The sequence below is a fragment of the Agrococcus casei LMG 22410 genome (assembly GCF_900163565.1).
Taxonomy (GTDB): Bacteria; Actinomycetota; Actinomycetes; order Actinomycetales; family Microbacteriaceae; genus Agrococcus; species Agrococcus casei.
In genome coordinates, this window is sequence record NZ_FUHU01000020.1 from 80265 (window position 1) to 101399 (window position 21135).

Genomic DNA, 21135 nt, shown 5'->3' on the forward strand with positions numbered 1-21135 from the left:
CATGACACACCCGGCCTGGGCTGGGTATCCTAGCGTGGGCTGTTCACTGTCAGTTCACTCCGTGATGTCAAACTGAGTGATTGGGCATCCCGCCCCCTGGTGTTCGACCTTTGGAGATTTCGTTGTTGCGATGGCTCAAGCGCAGAAAGCGCTCGGCAGCGTCCGTGGGCATCATCACCGCGGCGGCAGTGGCCCTCGGAGTCATGGCGTTCACCTACCCGGGCTTCACGACCACCAACGTCGACATGCACGACGGCGGCGTCTGGGTCACGAAGAACGACGAGTCGCTGCTCGGCCACATCAACAAGCAGGCAGGCGAGATCGACGCGGGCCTCACGGTTGCCAGCACCGACTTCGACGTGCTGCAGTACGACGGCACGGTGCTGCTCAAAGACGACTCCAACATTGCGCTCGACTCCGTCAACACCGGTGAGGCGACGCTGACCGGGCAGGTCCCGATTCCCGGCGGCGCATCCGTCTCGCTTCGCGGCGGAACCGTGACGATTCTCGACCCGGCAGACGGCCGCCTCTGGGCGATGCCCGCCGACGCACTGAGCCAGTTCAACTCAGAAGAGACGAAGCCGATCGCCGAACTCGGCCAGGGCGCCGCAGCCGTCGCCGACGAAGAGGGCGGCGTGCACGCGGTGTCGAGCAAGCACGGCACCTGGCTCAGCTGGGAGTCGACAGAAGACGGCCTCGTCGCAGCAGGCGAGACCGAGCGCCCTGAGCTGAAGGGCTCGAACGAGCTCTCGATGACCTCGGTCGGCACTGACGCGGTCGCGCTCGACGGCACCGGCGACCAGCTGCTGCTCGCATCCGGCAGCACGACGCCGGTACCCGACAGCGCCGTGCTGCAGCAGCCGAGCGCCGCGAGCCCGAATGTGCTCATCGCCACGAACGGCTCGCTCATCAGCCAGCCGCTCTCAGGCGCAGAGGCCTCGATCGACGAGTATTCGGACGAAGGGCCTGCGGTCGCGCCCGTGCAGGCTGCCGGCTGCGTGTTCTCGCTGTCGACAGGCGAGATGACCCTCAAGCGCGAGTGCGGCGACCAGAGCCAGAATCTCGAGCAGATCGTGACCGAAGTCGACGCGGGCTCGGTCGTGTTCCGCGAGCACCGCGGCGTCGTCGCGCTGAATGACATCAAGTCGGGCGTCTCGTGGCTCGTCAGCGACGAGCTGATCATGGTCGACAATTGGCAGGATCTCATCCCGCCCGAGTCTGAAGAAGAGACCGAAGAAGAAGACGACTCGTCGAGCGAAGACGTGCTCGACAACAGGGCGCCCGATCAGTCTGAAGAGAACAACGACCCGATCGCCAACGACGACACCGACTTCGGTGCTCGCAAGGGGCTCTCGACCCTGGTTCCGGTCACCACCAATGACACTGACCCCGACGGCGACATCCTCACCGTCGCACTCGTCGACGGAGCGCCCGAGGGCGTGCGCATCTCGCCGGTGCAGAACTACACGCAGTTTCAGGTCGAGATTCCGGCCGACTACGGCAACTCGAGCCTGACGTTCGAGTACGAGGTGAATGACGGCCGCGGCGGCACCGATCAGGCCAAGGTCACGATGCAGCTGAGCGGCGAGGGGCAGAACGAGGCGCCGGCTGAGCTGCGCGAGCAGTCGTTCGAGGTCGAGCAGCGGGCTACTTACGAGCATTCGGTGCTCGACGGATGGTACGACCCAGATGGCGACGACGTCTATCTGCTGAATGCGTGGAGCGAGTCGGGCGACACTGTGCAGTTCAGCCCCAACGGCCGCGTCATGTATACCGCGACAGGCGAAGTGGGGCCCACTGAGCTGTTTGTCGAGGTCAGTGACGGCACCGAGACCACGGAAGGCGTCGTCAAGGTGACCGTGAGCGAGCGCGGCGAGGGCAAGCCGCTCGCCAACTCCGACTTCATCGCGATGAGCGAGAACTCACGCGCCTCGATCAGGCCGATGGCCAACGACTTCATCCCCGGTGGTGGCAAGGCGTGGGTTGCGAGCGCCGCTGCCCGTGACGGCGCAGCGCTCGAGGTGAGCCTCGACAGGTCGACCAACACCGTCATCATCGAGAGCGCATCCGCGGGCGTGCACCTGATCGACTATGTGCTGGGTGCCGGTCCGTTCTCGGCGCAGGGCACGATTCGCGTCGACGTGAAAGAGCCGGTCGAGGATGCGCAGCCGGTCGCCGTGCGCGACCTCGCCCTGCTGCCGATCGGCGGTGAGGCGCTCGTCGACCTCACAGAGAACGACGTCGACCCGACGGGCGGCGTGCTGGTGGTGCAGTCGGTCATGGTCGACGGTGCGCCGGTCTCGACCCAGCTCATCAACCGAAACCTGCTGCGCATCCAAGACAACCGCGGCGCGCAGGGGCCCATGACGATCGAGTACTCGGTGTCGAACGGCACCGAGGAGGCCACCGGCGAGATCCGCGTGATCCCGGTCGATCCTCCATCGAGCAGCCGCCCGCCCGTCGGCGTCGACGACACCGCGACGCTTCGCGAGGGCGACTACACCTCGGTCGACGTGACCGAGAACGACTTCAGCCCCGACAACCTGCCGTTCGAGGTCAGCCCGAAGATCATCGACACATCGCTCGCGGGCCCAGAAGAGGGCGAGGTCTTCGTCGACGGCGACAAGATCCGCGTGCACGTGCTCGTCGATGGGCCCGACACGGTCGACGTCACGTACGAGATCGTCGACTCGCAGGGCAACAAGGGGTCCGCGACGCTGACAGTGAGCGTCGAGCGCCGTGACGTCGAATCGAACTCTGCGCCTGTTCCAGAAGAGCTGACCTCGCGTGTGCTCGCGGGCAGCATGATCCGCATCCCGATTCCGCTGGAGGGCATCGACCCAGACGGCGACGGCGTGGCGCTCGTCGGCTACGACACGAACCCCGCGCAGGGTCGGATCGTCAACGTGGGCAGCGACTACTTCGACTATGAGGCGTTCGACTCCGACTCGGGCACGACGACCGTCGAGTATCGCGTTCGCGACCGTTGGGGGGCCGAGAGCGTCTCGACCATCACCATCGGCATCGCACAGCCCGGTGCGGTCAACCAGGCTCCGTTCGCCGAGACCGACACCGTGACGGTCAGGCCGGGCCGTTCGGTCGCTGTTCCGGTGACCGACAATGACACCGACCCCGACGGCGACAACATCGCCCTCGTAGGCGTCGACACAGAAGGCGCTCCCGACGAGATCCAGGATCTGCGGATGGGCGATGAGGTCGAGGTCGTTGAGTTCACGGCTCCCGAAGAGCCGGGTGAGTGGCTTGTCTCGTACACCATCAAGGATGTCCGCGGAGCCGAGGCGACCGGTGTCATCAGGATCATCGTCGACGAAGAGGCGCCGCTGCTGCCGCCTACAGCCGTCGATGACGTCGTCGACGTGACCGAGCTTGCCGAGGGTGAGCCCTACGACGTCGACGTGCGCGCCAATGATCGCGATGCCGATGGTGACCCGACCATTCTCGATGTGAGCGTGCTGACTGGCCCGGGCACTGTCACCGACGGTCAGGTTCAGGTCGTGCCGTCAGAGACCTGGCAGGTCATCACATACCGTGTGACCGACATGGATGGCGGCTCGAGCGAGGCCTTCGTGTTCGTGCCGGGGGTGGGCAAGCAAGCCCCGTATCTGAGTGCCGATTCGGCGGTGACCGTGCCGTCAGGGGAGCTCAAGGAGATCGATCTGCGTGAACACGTGGAGATGCCGCAGGGCGGCACGCCGCGCATCACGACGATCGATTCGGTGTCTGCGACGAATGCCAACGGTGATGAGCTGGTGCTCGACGAGTCGACACTCGCGTATACCTCTGAGCTGGGCTATGTCGGCAAGGCGGCGATCACCTTCGAGGTGACTGACGGTGAGGGCCCCGACGACCCCGACGCTATGACGGCTCGCCTTTCGATTCCGATCGAAGTGATTCCGTCGAGTCAGGTGCCTCCTTCATTCGCCGGGTTGGCGATCCAGGTCGAGTCGGCTGAAGACGCCGTCGAAGTCGATCTGAAGGCATCCACTCGCGACCCTGACCCCGGCGACGTCGAAGAGATGGATTACGCGCTCGTCGGCGGTGAGGGTCAAGGCGTCAATGCTGACGTGCGCGGGCAATCGTTCATCGCCTCTGCCGAGCCTGATGCTCCGGCCGGATCCAATGTGACCTACCAGATCGAGATCACCGACCCGGCCGGCAACACCGAGCCTGGCACCGTGCAGGTGCAGGTGGTCGCATCCACGCGTCCGCTGCCGCAGGCCGTCGCCGACTCGGCTGAGACCGAGCAGGGTGTCGAGGTCACGATCCCGGCGATCGAGAACGACGTGAACCCCTTCGTCGACCGCGGCGAGCCACTCGAGATCATCGACGTTCGCGTTGTCTCCGGAACCACTGAGGGTGCTCCGTCGTCGGATGGTGGTTCGGTGTCGGTGGTTCCTGGTGGTGATTTTGCGGGGACGTTGACGTTGCAGTACACGGTGCAGGATGCAACGAAGTCTGAGCAGCGTCAGGTGACGGGGACGATTTCGGTGAATGTGAAGGGTCGTCCGGATGCTCCGGTGCGTCCGAATGTGAATGCGATTGGTGACAGTGAGGTGACGTTGTCGTGGGCGGCTCCGTCGTCGAATGGTGCTCCTATTTCGGGGTATTTGGTGGAGTATGCGGGTGGTTCGCAGCCGTGTGAGTCGACGACGTGCACGGTGTCTGGGTTGACGAATGACACGACGTACAATTTCACGGTTCGTGCGATCAATGAGGTGGGGGAGTCGGATCCTTCTGGTGCGTCGATTGATGCTCGTCCTGATGTGAAGCCGGAGCAGCCGGAGGCGCCGACGGCGGTGCGTGGTGATCAGCAGCTTGATGTGTCGTGGGAGGCTCCGGTGAACAAGGGGTCTGCGATCGAGACGTATGTGCTGCAGATCAGCCCGCCCGACCTCGAGGGCAACTCGCAGGTCGAGGTCTCGGGCTCGAGCACGTCGCACACGTGGGAGAACCTTGAGAACGGCACGGGTTACGTCTTCAGCGTGCAGGCCGTGAACAACGCCGACGACCCCAGCGAGTGGTCGCCGGAGTCGACCGCGAAGGTGCCTGCGGGCAAGCCCATCGTTCCCGACGGCAAGGCCACGGCGAACGCGAACCTCGCCCCCGACAAGCAGAGCACGCAGATCGCAGTCAACTGGCCTGCCTTCGATGGCAATGGCGTCGACGTGCAGAGCTACGTCGTGACCCCCATTCGCGGAACTACAGCAGTGACTGATTCCGCTCGCACCGTCGGCGGCGGAACGCTCTCGGCCACATTCGAGAACCTGCCCCCGTCTGAGAGCGGCTACACGTTCGACATCAAGGCCATCAACGATGTGGGCACCTCCGACTCGATCAAGACGAACGAGGTGCGATCGATCAAGCAGCCGGATGCTCCGACGCTCACGTTCGTCTCGAACAGCGACGGAAAATCGGTCGTCAACATCAAGCCCGGTTCGACGAACGGGTACCGTGCCGACGAGGTCGACTACTACTACAGCGTCGACGGCGGCGCCCGGGTGCTCGCGGGCACAGGCAACGTCACCGTCGCGGCAGCGAATGGCAAGCACAGCGTGGTCGCGACTGCAGTGGCGACGGTCGACGGCCAGAACAACAGCACGTCGGAGGCGCAGTCGGGCAAGGTGTCGATCCACCCGTACGGACCGATCGGCAAGCCGTCGATCACGGTGAAGGAGCAGCCGGGTCAGGTGCTCTTCACCTGGACGGCTCCGAAGGGCAACGGATACCCGGTGACGCTGACGGTCAACGGCAAGACGGTCAACAGCGGTGATTCGCAGACCGTGAACGCGCCCAACGGCAAGAAGGTGTCGCTGACCGTGGTCGCGACATCGGGTCCAGAAAGCGATCGGCAGGAGCAGAGCGCGACCGCCTCTGGCAACGGCCTCGAGCCGTCGATCACGCTGTCGCGAGGTGACCCTGCCCACACTGGAGGATCAGATCCGTGCCACGGCGCAAACGGTGAGACTTGCTACTACTTCGAGATCAACTGGAATGATCTGCCGAGCGGCACCTACAACTTCGCCTGCCACCACGACAACAACACGACTGGCAAGACGCAGTTCCAGTCGGGTCAGATCACGGTGAACAGCCAGACTGGCAAGACCCAGCGCCGCTCGAACGGCGACACCATGTGCTACTCCGGCTTTGCAGGAAACGCGTGGATGACGCTGACGGGCAATGGTGTCGATCTGACGACTCCGAAGGTGAGATGGCCGTAGCAGGCCCGCCCGCTGTGCTCTACTTGAATTCCTGAAAGGAACCCAGATGACCATGAACCTCTCGCAGCAGCAGGCTGCCTGGTTTGCCGAGACTTTCCAGAAGCTCGTCAAGACCGTCGGCAGCGTCGTGCTCGGCAAGGAAGACATCATCAGCCTCGCCTTCGTCACGATGCTCGCAGAGGGGCACCTCCTGCTCGAGGACGCACCGGGCACCGGAAAGACACAGCTGGCGAAGTCGATGGCCGCGACGGTGCAGGGAACGCACCACCGCATCCAGTTCACCCCCGACCTGCTCCCCAGCGACGTGACCGGTGTGATGGTCTACGACCAGCAGACGCAGAAGTTCGAGTTCCACAAGGGCCCGATCTTCGCGTCGCTCGTGCTGGCAGACGAGATCAACCGTGCAAGCCCGAAGACGCAGTCGGCACTGCTCGAGGTCATGGAGGAGGGGCGCGTCACGGTTGACGGCCACCCCTACGAGGTCGGCAGCCCGTTCATGGTCATCGCAACCCAGAACCCTGTCGAGCAGGCCGGCACCTACCGCCTGCCCGAGGCGCAGCTCGACCGCTTCCTGATGAAGACCTCGATCGGCTACCCGGCGATCGAGCAGACCGTCGACATCCTCGCCGGCTCGGCCAACCGCAACGCGTCGAACCGCATTCAGCCGGTCATCACGACCGGTGCGATCGCCGAGATGATCGCGCTGGCAGGCACGGTGCACGTTGCTCCGGCAGTGCTGCGCTACATCGCCGAGCTCGCCGAGCAGACCCGCGAGAACAAGGACGCACGCCTCGGCGTCTCCGTCCGCGGCGCCATGGCGCTCACCCGCGCCGTCAAGGCTCGTGCTGCGAGCCGTGGCCGCAACTACGTGCTGCCCGATGATGTCGAAGACCTGATCGAGCCGGTGTGGGCTCACCGCATCGTGCTCGACCCCGAGGCAGAGTTCACCGGGGTCACGGGCGCGAGCGTCATCCAGAAGGCAGTCAGCGCAGTGAGCGCACCGCAGGAGAAAGACGCGACAGCGCAGCAGCGATGACCGACACCGGCACCCGAACACGGCAGACGACGTCGACGCGATCACGCGTCGTGCAGTTCGTCGACCGCACGCGCACGCGCATGTTCGGCGAGGCCGAGCAGTCGGCGTTCGGCCCGGATCACGAACCGACATTCTTCGAGCGGATGCGCGAGCGGCTTGCGAAGGCAGCCGACTTCGTTGCACCCGCGGTGCGTCCCATCACCGGGATCGGCTGGATCACGCTGCTGCTCGGCGTCGCCGCGATCGTCGGCGGTCTCGTGTTCAAGTGGCACGAGGTCATCGTCATCGGCGTCGCAGCGCTGCTACTCATGGCGCTTGCCGTGCTGTTCGTGCTGGGTCGCACTCGCTACCGCATCGAGCTCGACCTCGCGTACACGCGCGTCATCGTCGGCGAGCGCGCCCTCGGCCGCATCGAGATCCACTCGTCGCACACGCGAACGCTGGCCCCCGCATCCATTGAAGTCCCCGTCGGAACCGCAGTCGCGACGTTCGACCTGCCTCGCATGGAGCCCGGCGACATGCACGAGGACATCTTCGCGATTCCCACGCGGCGCCGCGCCGTGCTGCAGGTCGGCCCCGTGCGCTCCGTGCGTGCCGACCCCATGTCGCTGCTGCGGCGCCAGGTGAAGTGGACCGACCCGGTCGAGCTCTACGTGCACCCGAAGACGGTGCACCTCGAGGCCTCTGCACACGGGCTCGTGCGCGACCTCGAAGGCATCACCTCGCGCGAGCTCACGGCGAGCGACATCTCGTTCCATGCGCTGCGCGACTACGTGGCAGGCGACGACCGGCGCTACGTGCACTGGAAGTCGTCGGCGCGAACCGGCAAGCTCATGGTGCGCCAGTTCGAGCAGACGAAGCGCTCGATCCTGGCCCTCGGCATCTCGACCAGCCCCGACGACTACGCGAACCCCGACGAATTCGAGACCGCGATCAGCGTGCTCGGCTCGCTCGGGCTGCAGGCCATTCGCGACGAGATGGACGTCAGCGTCACGACCAGCACCGGCCGCCTGCCGGTTGCCGGGTCGAAGCGCCTGCTCGATGCCCTCAGCGGCCTCGAGTGGAGTGGCCGAAACAGCCGCTTCTACCGCCTCGCGCAGCAGATCGGCCGCGAGCAGGGGGGTGCCTCGCTCGTTGTGATGCACGCCGGCACCACAGTCACGCCGGAAGAGATGCGTCGTGCTCGCCTGCTGCTGCCGGCGCAGGCGCGAGTGATCGTGTTTCAGCCGCAGACGGATGCGAAGGTGCGAGTGCGCGAGCTCGGCGATGCGCAGATGGTCACCATCGACGACGTGCAGTCGCTGCCTCGCATCCTGCGCTCATTGGAGGACCGATGAGATCCAGCCAGACGCCTTTGCAGATCGCGATCAACGTCACCGCGATGCTCATCCTCTTCGCCCTCATCACCATGACGTTCCAGCCGGTGTTCGGCGGCTGGAGATTCTTCGTGGCGGGTTTCGGCGGTGCTGTGCTCGGCATCGTGATCGGCCTGCTCACCTCGCGCGGCTCGCTGCAGGGCTGGCTCTACACGGCCGCAGGCGTTGTGCTCGCGTACGTGCTGTTCGGCGTGCAGCTCGCGGTTCCTTCCACGGCCCTGTGGCACGTGCTGCCCTCGTTCGAGGGGCTGCGCGAGCTCATGCTCGGCGCCGTCTTCTCGTGGAAGGGCCTGCTCACCGCAGAGCCGCCCGCAGAGGGATTCCCCAGCCTGCTGGTGGTGCCGTTCCTCACGATGCTGCTGTGCGCATCCGTCGCCACGACCCTTGCGCTCCGGCTTCGCCGGCACGGCTCGTTCGCCCTGATCCCGGTGCTGATCGCCCTGGTCGTGGGGATCACGTTCGGCACGAAGATCGCGTCGTTCCCGGTGGCGGTCGGCGTCGCGCTCGCCGGTGTCGCCGTTGCATGGCTTGCCTGGCGCTCGAAGATCCACCGTGACGCGCTCGCGAAGGAGACCGAGCTCGAGGTCACGGCGGGGCGCAGGCTGCGAAAAGACCTCGAGCGCAAGCGATTCCTCGGAGCCATCGCGATGCTGGCCCTCGCGAGCATCGGAGCCGCAGGCGTCGGCCAGCTCGTGAACCCGGCAGGGCGCAATGTGCTGCGCGATGTGGTCGAGCCGCCGATCGAGCTCGCTGACTACCCGAGCCCGTTGGCCGGCTACCGCGGCTGGCTCAAGAACTACTCCGACGAGACGCTCATGACCGTCAGCGGCATGCCGGCGGATGCGCGGCTGGGCCTGGCCACCATGGACTATCACAACGGCGAGGTCTACACCGTCGGCGGTGCTGACGACGAATCCGCAGCGGGCTCGTTCGCGCGCGTGGGCGACGTCATCGGCGTGCAGCAGTCGGGCGAAGAGGCCACGGTCTCGGTGAGCATCGACGGCTACTCGGGCATCTGGCTGCCGTCGACCGGGTTCGCGCAGTCGATCGAGTTCGAGGGCGACAGGCAGCAGGCGCTGCAGACATCGCTCGCCTATAACGGCGCCACGGGCAGCGCGATCGTGCTGAACGGGCTGCAGACGGGCGACTCCTACGAGGTGCACGCGATCGTGCCCGAGTACCCCGACGTCGACGACCTCAAGCAGGCGACGATCTCTGACGTGGCGGTGCCGAAGCCGGCGGCGATTCCCGACGAGATCCAGGCATGGGCGTCTGAGCACGGCACGAACGGCTCGACGACGATGGAGAACATCACCGCCATGCAGATTCAGCTGCAGAAGGGCGCCTTCAGCCACGGCCTCGAGAACGAGACCACATCGCTCGCCGGCCACAGCAGCTTCCGCATGGACTCGATGTTCAAGGTCGACTCGCTCGTCGGCGATGACGAGCAGTACGCGGTGGCGTTCGCGTTCGCCCTGCAGTACATCGGTGTTCCGGCGCGAGTCGTGATGGGCATGTACCCCGACGAGGGATTCGAGTCCGGCAGCGTCGAGCTGACCGGCGATGACATGCACGCGTGGGTCGAGATTCCGATCGAAGGCTTCGGCTGGGTGCCATTCGACGCGACACCGCCCGAAGACCAGACGCAGATCGAGCCGGATCCCGTTCCGAAGCCCGAGCCGAAGCCGCAGGTGCTGCAGCCTCCGCAGCCCATCGAAGAGCCCGTCGAGCTGACGCCCGAAGTGCAGCCGGAAGGCGGCACGATGGATGACGAGGAGGAGGGCTTCGACTGGCTGCCGATCGTCATGACGGTGCTGATCGTGCTGCTGTCGATCCTGCTGCTGCTCTCGCCGTTCATCATCATCGGACTCATGAAGCTGTCGCGTCGCAAGAAGCGCAGAAACGCAGAAGACCCGTCGGCCAGGCTCGCGGGCGGCTGGCACGAGATCGTCGACCAGGCTGTCGACCTCGGCCTTGAGGTGCCTCGGGGTGTGACCCGCACCAAGGTCGCGGCTCACGTGAGCGAACGGTACCCGCAGTCGCGCGCATCCGACATCGGCCAGTACGTCGACACAGGGGTCTTCGGGCCGCAGTCGCCGCCCGAAGACGAGGTCGAGACGTTCTGGAGCGACGTCGACCGCAGCGTCGAGGCGATGCGGCACGAGGCGAGCTTCTGGGATCGCCTGAAGTCGCGCCTCTCGGTACGCTCGTTCATGCGCAACAGAAGCGCTCGAAGGAGAACGCGATGATCTGGGAGATCGACGACAAGAAGCCGAAGATCGAAGGGCTCGACGAAGACGGTCGGCCCGACCCGCAGTACGCCGCCGATCTCGGACTCGTGCCGGCGCCGCTCGGGCGCCGCGCGGTCTCGAGCCTCATCGAGTTCGCCATCTATGGCCTGCTCGTCGCGCCGTTCTACATCTTCGTGTTTCCGTACCTCCTGCGCATCTTCACCGGAACCCTCGACTGGTACGGCTTCTTCCAGCACCCGAACTTCATCATCCTGCTGCTCGTGGCCCTGTTCTCGACTGTGCTCGCGCTCGCGTTCATCATCGTGCAGATCGCGCTGCACGGCTCGAAGGGCGTCACGATCGGCAAGGCGTTCGTCGGCATCCGGTCGATCAACGTCAAGACCCTCGAGAAGCCGAAGATCGGCCGAACGCTGCTGCGCGCCCTGGTCATGTACCTGTCGTTCATGGTGCCGGTCATCGGCCCCGTGCTGATGTTCGTCTCGGTGTTCTTCGACGGCGAGAAGCGCGGTCGCAGCTGGCTCGACTACGTCGGCAACCTGTGGTTCATCGACATCAAGAAGGGGCTCAACCCCTACGACTCGAAGCGCATGCGCATTGCCCGCAAGACGCTGTCGGTCGACGCCACAGTCGAGCAGGAGGAGCAGCTGCCGTTCCTGGCGACGGCGGCGGATGCGCGGGTGCAGCAGTCTGCGCCTTCGGCTTATGTGGCGCCCGCGCGCACGAGCAGCGGTGTGCTCGGAGCCGCGAGCCCCTCGGCCAGCGCGCCGTCAGCGAGTGCGCCCCCTGCGAGTGCACCGCAGCAGCCTCAGCAGCAGGCGCCTGTGCAGCAGACTGCGCCTGTGCAGCAGCCACCGCAGCAGCCGCAGCAGCCAGCGCAGCCCATCGCATCGGCGCCGCCCGCTCCTGCTTCGGCCCCATACCGGCCCGGGTCGCTGAGCGGCGTCGCTCCCCAGCAGCAGCCTGCGCCCCAGCAGGCAGCCCCTCAGCAGTCAGCCCCGCGCAACGACGGATGGTCAGACGCGACGCAGATCGCGACACCTCGCCCCGCGGTGCAGCCGCAGGCGCCGGTGGGCGGCGAGACGATCGCTCCCGACGCACTGCCAGACGATGTCGCCGAGACGCGGCTGTCGTCGGGCCGCCGTCCGCAGCAGCAGCCGATCGTCGCCGTGATCCAGCTCGACACGGGCGACCGCTTCGACCTTTCGGGCAGCGCCCTCATCGGCCGCAACCCCCGGCCCGAGCCGGGCGAGACCGTCGCACACGCGCTGCCGATCGAAGACCCGACGCAGTCGATCTCGAAGACGCATCTCTTCATCGAGGTGACGCCTGCCGGCATCAGCGTCGTCGATCGCCACTCGACGAACGGCTCGGCGCTCGACCGCCAGGGCACGCTGACCGAGCTCGTGTCGGGTGTTCCGGTGCCCGTGCAGCCTGGCGATGTGGTGAGATTCGGTGACAGGTCGCTCACCTTCGCGCTGAGCGACCAGGCAGGAGCATCATGAGAATCGACTACGCGCCAGGAGCCGCATGGGCCGTGATCCGCGGTGCTCGACTGCTCGTGCTTCCGGCTGCTGCCGCACCAGCTGAGGCAGTCGCCGCGTACGATGCGCTCGAAGCCGGGCCGACCGCCGAAGCCATCGCCCAGAGTCCAGCCGACTTCGGCTCGCCCCTCGCCGTGTTCATCGCCGATGCCCATGGTCAGCTGCTGCGCCGCTCGGGAGTTCCGGCGGCGGTCGACGGCGATGCGCTGGCTCGGCGAGCTGCCAGCACCCTCGAAGTCGACACAGTCGCCGGCGCAAGCCTCGCGGTCGGGCAGCTCGACCTGCTCGACGCCGATGTGCTGCCAGCGGCAGACGGCGTCATCCGTGTGAGTGCGGTGCGAGTCGCTCTCGCAGGATCGACGGATGGGGCTGCCCCCTTCTCTGCAGAGACCGCGGCTCCCGGCGGGCTGCAGGCTGCGCATCCGATTGCCGATCCGGCACCGTCACCTGAGCCGGAGCCTGCACCTGAGCCTGCACCAGAGCCCGAGTCAGCACCCGCGCCCGCACCCAGCGGCCCGATCATCGACTCGGTTCCGGGATTCCGCAGGGTCGAGCCCGAGGCTCAGCAGCCCGCGCCTGCCCCCGAGCCCGAACCGCAGCCCGAGCCAGCGCCGCAGCCCGAGCCCGCAGCAGCACCTGCCGCACCCGCACAGCCGGCACTCTCGCCCACGCCTCAGGCGCCGGCACAGCTCGGCGACCACGACGGCAGCACCGTGCGCGCGGAAGACGCCCGCGGACTCGTCGAGCGACTCCGTGCACAGCGTGCTGCCGAGGCCGAGACCGGCTCGCGCCCCGTCGTGCCCGCAGCGGATCCCGATGCCGTGCTGGTGCTGTCGACTGTCTGCCCGAGCGGCCACGTGAATCCGCCGACGATTCCCAACTGCTTCGTCTGCGGAGCCGCGGTCGTGTCGGGCTCGCTCGAGCAGCGCCCGCGCCCCGAGTTCGTCGTGGCCGAGCTGCCGAACGGCCAGCGCATCCCGCTCTCTGACGGTGCCGTGTTCGGACGCCGGCCCCGCGCACGCACGCAGCCGGGCCGCGCGCCGAAGCTGATCGTCGTCGAGAGCCCAGACGAAGACATCTCGCGCAGCCACTGCGAGATTCGCATTGAAGAGTGGAACGTGGTCGTCGAAGACCTCGACTCGACCAACGGCACGGTGCTCGAGCGGGAGGGCCAGCCGCCGCAGCGTCTGCGCGGCTCGTCGCCCGTGTTCGGCTACATCGGCGACCGCATCGACCTCGGCGAAGGCGTCGTGATCAGCGTGGTCGCTCCGTGAGTCCGAAGCGCGCTCCGGCACCGCCGCCCGAGATACCCGGCTACGACTTCATCCAGCTGCTGGGGTCGGGCGGCTTCGCTGATGTGTACCTGTACCAGCAGGCGCTGCCCAGCAGGCGCGTTGCGATCAAGGTGCTGCTGCAGTCGCAGGTGAACCAGAACGCGATCGAGAACTTTCGCAACGAGGCCAACCTCATGGCGCAGCTCTCGGAGCACCCGTCGATCGTCACGATCTACGGTGCCGCGGTCACGCCCGACGGGCGGCCGTACCTGGCGATGGAGTACGCGCCGAAGGCCAACCTCGGGCAACGGTATCAGCGCGAGCGCTTCTCGGTCCCTGAGGTGCTCACGCTCGGCGTGCAGATCGCGGGCGCCGTCGAGACCGCACACCGCGCCGGCATCCTGCACCGCGACATCAAGCCCGCGAACATCCTCGTCACCGCCTACAACCGGCCGGCGCTGACCGACTTCGGCATCGCGACCTCCGGCACTGTGAGCGACCAGGAGACCGGCATGTCGGTGCCGTGGTCGCCGCCCGAGGCGTTTGCCAGCCAGCCTTGGGCCGGCCCCGAGTCAGACGTGTTCTCGCTGGCCGCCACGCTCTACACGCTGCTCGCCGGCCGCACGCCGTTCGAGATGCCGGGGGAGTCGAACTCGAGCCTCGATCTGATCGAGCGCATCGAAGCCGGGGCAGTGGCGCCGCTCGCCAGAAGCGACGTGCCTCCCGAGCTCGAGAATGCGCTGCGCATCGCCATGGAGGCGGATGGGCGCAAGCGGTACTCGAGCTCGCTCGACCTGGGGCGCGCACTGCAGCGCGTCGAGTCGAGCATGGCGCTGCCGGTCACGCAGATCGATGTGCTCGACGACGCCGTCGCCCAGGGCGACATGGAGGAGGAAGACGGAGGCGCAACCCGCATCCGCGGCGTCGTCACTATCGACGCGCAGCACGCGCCGCAGCCTCCTCTGGCTGGCCCGTCCGCCGTCGTGCAGAGCAATGTTCCGCAGGCGGTCGACGACAAGACGGTCATCCGCGCGCAGGTGTTCGACCAGGCCGCTCCGCAGCAGCAGGCAGAGCCCCAAGCTCCGGCTTCGACGCCCGAGGAGCGCAAGCGCTCGCGAAAGCTGTGGATTCCGCTGAGCATCGCCGCCGCATTCGTCGTGATCGCAGTGATTGTCATCGCGATCCTGATTCCCAGCGGCGAGGCCATCGATGGCAACCCCTCGGAGCCACCGCCTCCGCCGCCGCCTGCCGCACCGCAGCTTCCGACCGGATTCACAGTGGTCGAAGAGGGCGACGACGTGACGTTCACCTGGGTGAACCCCCAGCCCGCCGACGGCGACCGGTACCGCTACCGGTACGAGCAGACCGGCGAGAACCCCGTCACCGACTGGCTCGACGAGCCCCAGGTGACCGTGCCCAAGGACTCGAGCGGCACGACCTGCATCTACGTGCAGATCGTTCGCGAAACGGGTCAGACCTCTCAGTATGCGGAGCAGTGCAGCGATGAGCAGTGAGAACAAGTCGGATGTCCAGGTCGAGTTCGCCGGGGAGTGGTTTCCGGTCTCGAGCGAGCGGCCGTTCGTCATCGGGCGCGAGGGCGATCTGGCGATCGACGAGAACCAATACCTCCACCGCCACTTTCTCGAGATCGGCCTCGCCGACCGCCTGTGGTGGCTGACCAACATCGGGTCTCGGCTGTCGGCAACGGTGTCGAGCGGCGAAGGCACGGTGCAGTCGTGGCTGGCCCCCGGCGCTTCGATGCCGCTCGTGTTCGCCGACTACGTGGTCGTGTTCACCGCTGGCCCGACGACCTACGAGTTCAACATCTCGATCACGCAGCCCGAGTTCGAGATCACCCCCTCGGTCAGGCGCCCGGTGGGCACCGAGACCGTGATGCCGCTTCGCCTCAATGACTCGCAGCGCCTGCTCGTGGTTGCGCTCGCAGAGCCGATGCTGCGACGCGACGCCGTGGGCGCGAGCGAGCTGCCGTCGAACTCGGCGGTTGCCGAGCGACTCGGCTGGACGATGTCGAAGTTCAACCGCCGCCTCGACACCCTCTGCGACAAGCTCGACCAGATGGGCGTGCAGGGCATGCGCGCGGCTCCCGGCAAGCTCGCGACGCACCGTCGCGCACGGCTCGTCGAGTACGCGATCTCGTCTCGGCTGGTGTCGAAGACCGATCTCACGCTGCTCGACAACGAGTCGCTCAAGGCACAAGACTGAACACCGGGCTCTGCCCACCTAGGAGTCAACAATGCGCGTCAAGCTGACACTGCACCGCGACGGCGTCATGCCGACCGACATCGTCGTCACCGCCGACTCGACCGCGACGGTCGAGAACGTGGCGAGGCAGATCGCCGAGGCCGACCCTGACAAGACGATCTGGGCTGGTGCCGACGACGTCCTCTCGGTCGCGGTCGCGCCTCCGACGCAGCAGCAGCTCGTGCCGCTCTCGCCCGACACGCTCATCGGCGAGGCGCCCATCGGCTCTGGCTTCAATGCCCGAGTCGTCAACCTGGGTCAGCGCACGTCATCGGCGGTCATGGACGACGGAACCGAGGTCGTGGCGACCCTGCACGTCTCTTCGGGGCCGGATGCGGGGGCCGAGTTCCATCTGCGTCCCGGCCAGGCGTCGATCGGGCGAGGACCCGACAACGACATCGTGCTCAGCGACCAGCTCGTGTCGAAGAAGCACGCGCGCATCGAGGTCGGGCAGCACATCGAGATCGTCGACCTCGGCTCGTCGAACGGCATCGTGGTCGACGGCGGTCGCGTGCAGCGGCTCACCGTCATCCCCGGCCAGCCCTTCACGCTCGGCGACACGATCGTCGTGGTGCAGGTCGTCGGCAGCTTCGGCGCGCAGGGCGAGGACGCGATCCTCGAGCGCGGCGGCGCCCTGATGTTCAACCGCTCGCCGATCGTCGAGCCGCGCTACCCGGGCGAAGAGCTCAAAGAGCCGCGCATGCCCACCGAGCGCATGAAGAACATGTTCCCGTGGCCGATGCTGGTGGCTCCGCTGCTGATGGCCGGTGCGCTGTATGCCATGACCGGTCGAGTGCGCTCGCTGCTGATCATGGCAGCGACGCCGATGATGATGTTCGGAAACTTCATCACGCAGCGCGCCCGCGCCGGTCTGCAGTTCAAGAAGGACGACGCGATCTTCGAGAAGCAGTACGAAGAGCTCGAGGAGCTCTTCTACAAGGAGAACCCGAAGGAGCGCAAGGTGCGCAGCCGTGAGGTTCCGGCGGTCGCCACCGTCTTCGACCAGGCGATGAAGCTCGGCCCCATGCTGTGGAGCCGCAGGCCCGAGCACTGGAACTTCCTGGCGCTGCGCCTCGGCGTCGGCCGCGACGAGAGCCGCAACACCATCGGCGAGAGCGACAACCCCGAGTCGCTGCCCGAGTACATCGAGCGCGTCGAGCACCTGCGCGAGCGCTACAAGCACATCGACGACGTGCCGATCTTCGAGTCGCTGCAGACGTCGGGATCATTCGGCGTCGCAGGCCCCAAGTCGATCACGAGCGACGTTCTGCGCGGCCTCGTCGTGCAGCTGCTGGGCATGCACGCTCCGAACGAGGTCGTGACGGTCGCGCTGACCGACCCGGACTGGACGGAAGAGCTCGACTGGCTCAAGTGGATGCCGCACACCACCAGCGAGCGGAACCCGCTGAAGGACCTCCCGCTCGCCGACTCCGCATCCAGCGGCGGCGCGCTGCTCAGCAGCCTCGAAGAGATCGTCATCGGCCGCTCGAAGGGCGGCAACGGCCGCATGAAGCCGTTCAAGGACGACTGGAACCCGATGAACTTCGGCTCCGACATCGACCGTGCGCTCAGCGACGTGACGTTCAAGGGCAACACTGCGATCGTGCTCATCGTCGCCGGCGACCCGCCCGTCGACCGCCCGCGGCTGACGCAGATCCTCGAGCGCGGATCCGAGGTCGGCGTCTTCGCACTGTTCGTCGCGCCCACGGTCGAGACGCTGCCGGCAGCCTGCCGCAGCTTCATCGACGTCTCGAAGGGCCTCAATGACGCGACGGTCGGTGTCGTGCGGTCGGGCGTCGTGCACGAGGGAGCTCGCGTCGAAGGCGTCTCGAACGAGTACATGACGATGCTCGCCAAGCGGCTCGCTCCCGTCGTCGACTCCTCCACCGTCATCGAAGACGCCTCCGACATCCCGAACTCGGTGATGTTCCTGTCGCTGGTCGGCAACGAGGTCGCCGAGAATCCCGCAGCGGTGATCGACCGCTGGCGCGAGAACAACACGATCATCGACCGCACGGCCAAAGACCCGCCCCGCATGAAGAAGGCGGGCGACCTGCGCGCCATCATCGGTCAGGGCGCAGCAGAGCCGATGACCCTCGACCTCAGAACCCAGGGCCCGCACGCCCTCGTCGGAGGCACGACCGGTGCGGGCAAGTCTGAGTTCCTGCAGGCGTGGGTGCTCGGCATGGCCGCGGCGCACAGCCCCGACCGCGTCACATTCCTGTTCGTCGACTACAAGGGCGGCTCCGCGTTCGCAGACTGCGTCGAGCTGCCGCACTGCGTCGGCCTCGTGACCGACCTCTCGCCGCACCTCGTGCGCCGAGCACTGACCTCGCTGCGCGCCGAGCTGCACTTCAGAGAGCACCTGTTCAACCGCAAGAAGGCCAAAGACCTGCTCGAGCTCGAGAAGCGTCGCGACCCCGAGACGCCGCCGGCGCTCGTGCTGGTGGTCGACGAGTTCGCGGCGCTCGCGGGCGAGGTGCCCGAGTTCGTCGACGGCGTCGTCGACATCGCCCAGCGCGGTCGCTCGCTCGGCATCCACCTCATCCTGGCCACGCAGCGCCCCGCCGGTGTCATCAAAGACAACCTCCGCGCCAACACCAACCTTCGTGTGGCGCTTCGCATGGCCGACGAGTCGGACTCGAAGGACGTCGTCGATGACGAGATCGCCGCATCCTTCAGCCCTTCGATCCCCGGGCGCGGCATCGCCAAGACCGGTCCCGGTCGTCTTGTGCCGTTCCAGTCGGCGTATGCGGGCGGCTGGACGACAGAAGAAGAGGTCGTCGCGGATGTGCGGGTCGCCGAGCTGCGGTTCGGATCGACTGTGCAGTGGGAGGCAGACAAGGCCCCAGAGGCAGACCTCACCGACGAGGAGCTCGGCCCCAACGACCAGAAGCGCGTCGTCAAGACTGTCATCACGGCGGCTGACAAGGCGGGCATTCCGCTGCCTCGCAGGCCGTGGCTCGACGACCTCTCGACCTCGATCAAGCTCGAGGACCTGACCGAGACGAACGACTCGCAGATCGTGCTCGGCATCGCTGACCTGCCCGAGCGGCAGCAGCAGCTGCCCGTGTACTGGAACCCCGACCGCGACGGCTCGATGCTCGTCTACGGCACGTCGGGCTCGGGCAAGACGACCGTGCTGAAGTCGATCGCGGTCGCCGCGGGCATGAACCCCGAGCAGGGCAAGGCCGAGGTCTACGGCCTCGACTTCGCCTCTGGCGCGCTGCGGTCGGCAGAGCGCCTGCCGCAGGTCGGCTCGGTCATCGACGGCGAGGACGCCGAGCGCGTGCAGCGTCTGCTGCGGTCGCTGGGCATGGAGATGGATCGCCGATCGAAGCAGTTCGGCAGCGTCGACGCCTCGAACCTCACCGAGTACCGACAGCTCGCCGACCCGACGATGCCGCGCATCATCGTGCTGATCGACAACTTCGCAGAGTTCAAGAACAACTGGGAGATCACTGCCGCCAGAGCGCCGTTCTATCAGAACTTCATGCGCATCCTGGGTGAAGGTCGGCCCCTCGGCGTGCACGCCGTCATGACGGTCGACCGCGGCGGATCGATCTCGTCGAGCGTCGCCTCGAACGTCTCCCGACGCATCGTGCTGCGCCTGTCAGAGGAGTCGGGCTACACGCTGCTGGGCGTGCCGCGAGACGTGCTCAACGAGCAGTCGGCTCCGGGGCGTGCGATCGTCGACGGCGCCGAGGTGCAGATGGCCGTGCTCACGGGCGAGTCGAACGTCGCCGAGCAGTCGAAGGCCATGGACAAGATGGCAGCCGACCTCGTCTCCCGCGGCGTCGAGGAGATCGAGGAGATCGGGGCGCTGCCCACGAAGATCCCCGTCACGAAGCTGCCCGCTCAGGACGAGGGCTTCCCGGTCTGGGGCATCGCAGAAGACACACTGGCGGCCAAGGGCTTCGACGCATACGGCACATTCGTGGTGGCTGGTCCGCCGCAGTCGGGTCGCACCAACGCCATGAAGTCGCTCATCATCGCCATGGAGAAGTTCGACCCCGACGTCAAGCTCTTCCACTTCGGCGGACGACGCTCGGTGCTGACCGACTTCAGGCCGTGGGTGCGCAGCGTCACTCGCGATGACGACGCGAAGGAGCTCGCGACCGAGCTTGCCGAGATCCTCGTCGACGAGTCGATTCCCGGACGCATCGCGATCTTCCTCGAGGATGCGCCGCAGTTTGCCGACGGCAGCGCCGACCGCGCAATGCGAGCGATGCTGCAGGCGGTCAACAAGAGCGACCATGTGCTGTTCGGCGACGGCGACATCTCGCGCATGACGACGAGCGCAGGCATCATCGGCGAGCTCAAGCAGGGGCGTCAGGGCATTGTGCTCAAGCCTGACACCCACGACGGCGACACCTTCTTCAAGGTGCCGTTCCCGCGCGTGAAGCGAACCGAGTATCCGGTCGGACGCGGCATCTTCGTGCAGAACGGCAAATGGATCACGATGCAGATGCCGTTCGTGCCCGACGACTACCCCGTGCCGGCTGCCAGCGCGGCGTCGTCGGCGCCCATGCGGCCCGCGAACGACGAGCCTGTCGTCGACCCGGCTGAGGCGGCTGCCCAGGCGGCCGCGAAGGCTGCGGCAGACAAGGAGCGAGAAGAGCGCAGAGAGCGGATGCGCAGGCGCCGCGAGGCGCGCGAGAAGAGCGAGTCCGAAGGCGAGTAGGTGCGGACCCGCGGCCTGCTGGGGACTTCTCCTCGTTGTGGAGTTTCGCCCTGATTCGTAGGCTGGTGTCTGCGACGAACCGCTCGAATCGCTCGCCGCAGCCCGAGCATGATGAACATTCAAGTTTTCGGAGGAGAAGCCCGTGTCTGACGTTCTGATCAAGTGGGACCAGCTGCTGACACTGCAGGATCAGCTCAACAACATCGTTGAGGAGCTGGACAACGCTGTCGACCGGTCGAACGACCTGGAAGAAGCCATCGGGAACCCCTATGGCCGGGGCGAACTGCGCGAGAAGGCTGGCGAGTTCGAATCTCAGTGGTCGCTCAAGCGGAAAGACCTCTCCCGCGACGTCGGCAAGATCGCCGAGCATGTCAACGCTGTCGTAGAAGAGTTTCAGAAGTTCGATACCGAGGCTGCAACGCAGTTCGAGAATTCGCAGTCCGAGTAGCCGACCACGATTGGAAGAGTGAA

At 66.6% G+C, this 21135-nt stretch carries 10 protein-coding genes; all 10 read left to right on the forward strand.

All coding sequences use genetic code 11. The annotated features are described in order from the left end of the window. The first annotated feature begins 122 nt into the window (after window positions 1–122). Complete coding sequence (locus tag CZ674_RS03330; RefSeq protein WP_159456884.1) at window positions 123–6239, forward strand: Ig-like domain-containing protein; 6117 nt, start codon at window positions 123–125, stop codon at window positions 6237–6239. 52 nt (window positions 6240–6291) lie between these two features. Next, window positions 6292–7275 carry an AAA family ATPase gene (locus CZ674_RS03335; protein ID WP_086991287.1) on the forward strand — a complete coding sequence of 328 codons (984 nt, stop codon included), beginning with the start codon at window positions 6292–6294 and terminating at the stop codon, window positions 7273–7275. Next, on the forward strand, window positions 7272–8612 hold the full coding sequence (locus CZ674_RS03340) for a DUF58 domain-containing protein (RefSeq protein WP_086991117.1): 1341 nt from the start codon (window positions 7272–7274) through the stop codon (window positions 8610–8612). Before CZ674_RS03335 ends, CZ674_RS03340 begins: the two co-directional genes overlap by 4 nt. Next, entirely contained in the window at window positions 8609–10900 is a 2292-nt protein-coding gene (locus CZ674_RS03345; RefSeq protein ID WP_086991118.1) for a transglutaminase domain-containing protein, read from the forward strand. The genes CZ674_RS03340 and CZ674_RS03345 overlap by 4 nt, the downstream gene beginning before the upstream one ends. After that, a complete protein-coding gene (locus CZ674_RS03350) occupies window positions 10897–12405 on the forward strand; it encodes an RDD family protein (protein ID WP_086991119.1) in 1509 nt (502 codons plus the stop codon). The genes CZ674_RS03345 and CZ674_RS03350 overlap by 4 nt, the downstream gene beginning before the upstream one ends. Further along, a complete protein-coding gene (locus CZ674_RS14110) occupies window positions 12402–13718 on the forward strand; it encodes an FHA domain-containing protein (protein ID WP_159456885.1) in 1317 nt (438 codons plus the stop codon). Before CZ674_RS03350 ends, CZ674_RS14110 begins: the two co-directional genes overlap by 4 nt. Continuing rightward, on the forward strand, window positions 13715–15232 hold the full coding sequence (locus CZ674_RS03365) for a serine/threonine-protein kinase (RefSeq protein ID WP_086991121.1): 1518 nt from the start codon (window positions 13715–13717) through the stop codon (window positions 15230–15232). Before CZ674_RS14110 ends, CZ674_RS03365 begins: the two co-directional genes overlap by 4 nt. Further along, window positions 15222–15941 (forward strand): hypothetical protein, encoded by a 720-nt coding sequence (locus tag CZ674_RS03370; RefSeq protein WP_200810033.1) that lies wholly within the window; start codon window positions 15222–15224, stop codon window positions 15939–15941. Before CZ674_RS03365 ends, CZ674_RS03370 begins: the two co-directional genes overlap by 11 nt. A gap of 31 nt (window positions 15942–15972) precedes the next feature. Continuing rightward, a complete protein-coding gene (locus CZ674_RS03375; protein ID WP_086991122.1) occupies window positions 15973–20664 on the forward strand; it encodes an FtsK/SpoIIIE domain-containing protein in 4692 nt (1563 codons plus the stop codon). A gap of 142 nt (window positions 20665–20806) precedes the next feature. Then, entirely contained in the window at window positions 20807–21112 is a 306-nt protein-coding gene (locus CZ674_RS03380; protein ID WP_086991123.1) for a hypothetical protein, read from the forward strand. Window positions 21113–21135: the final 23 nt, after the last annotated feature.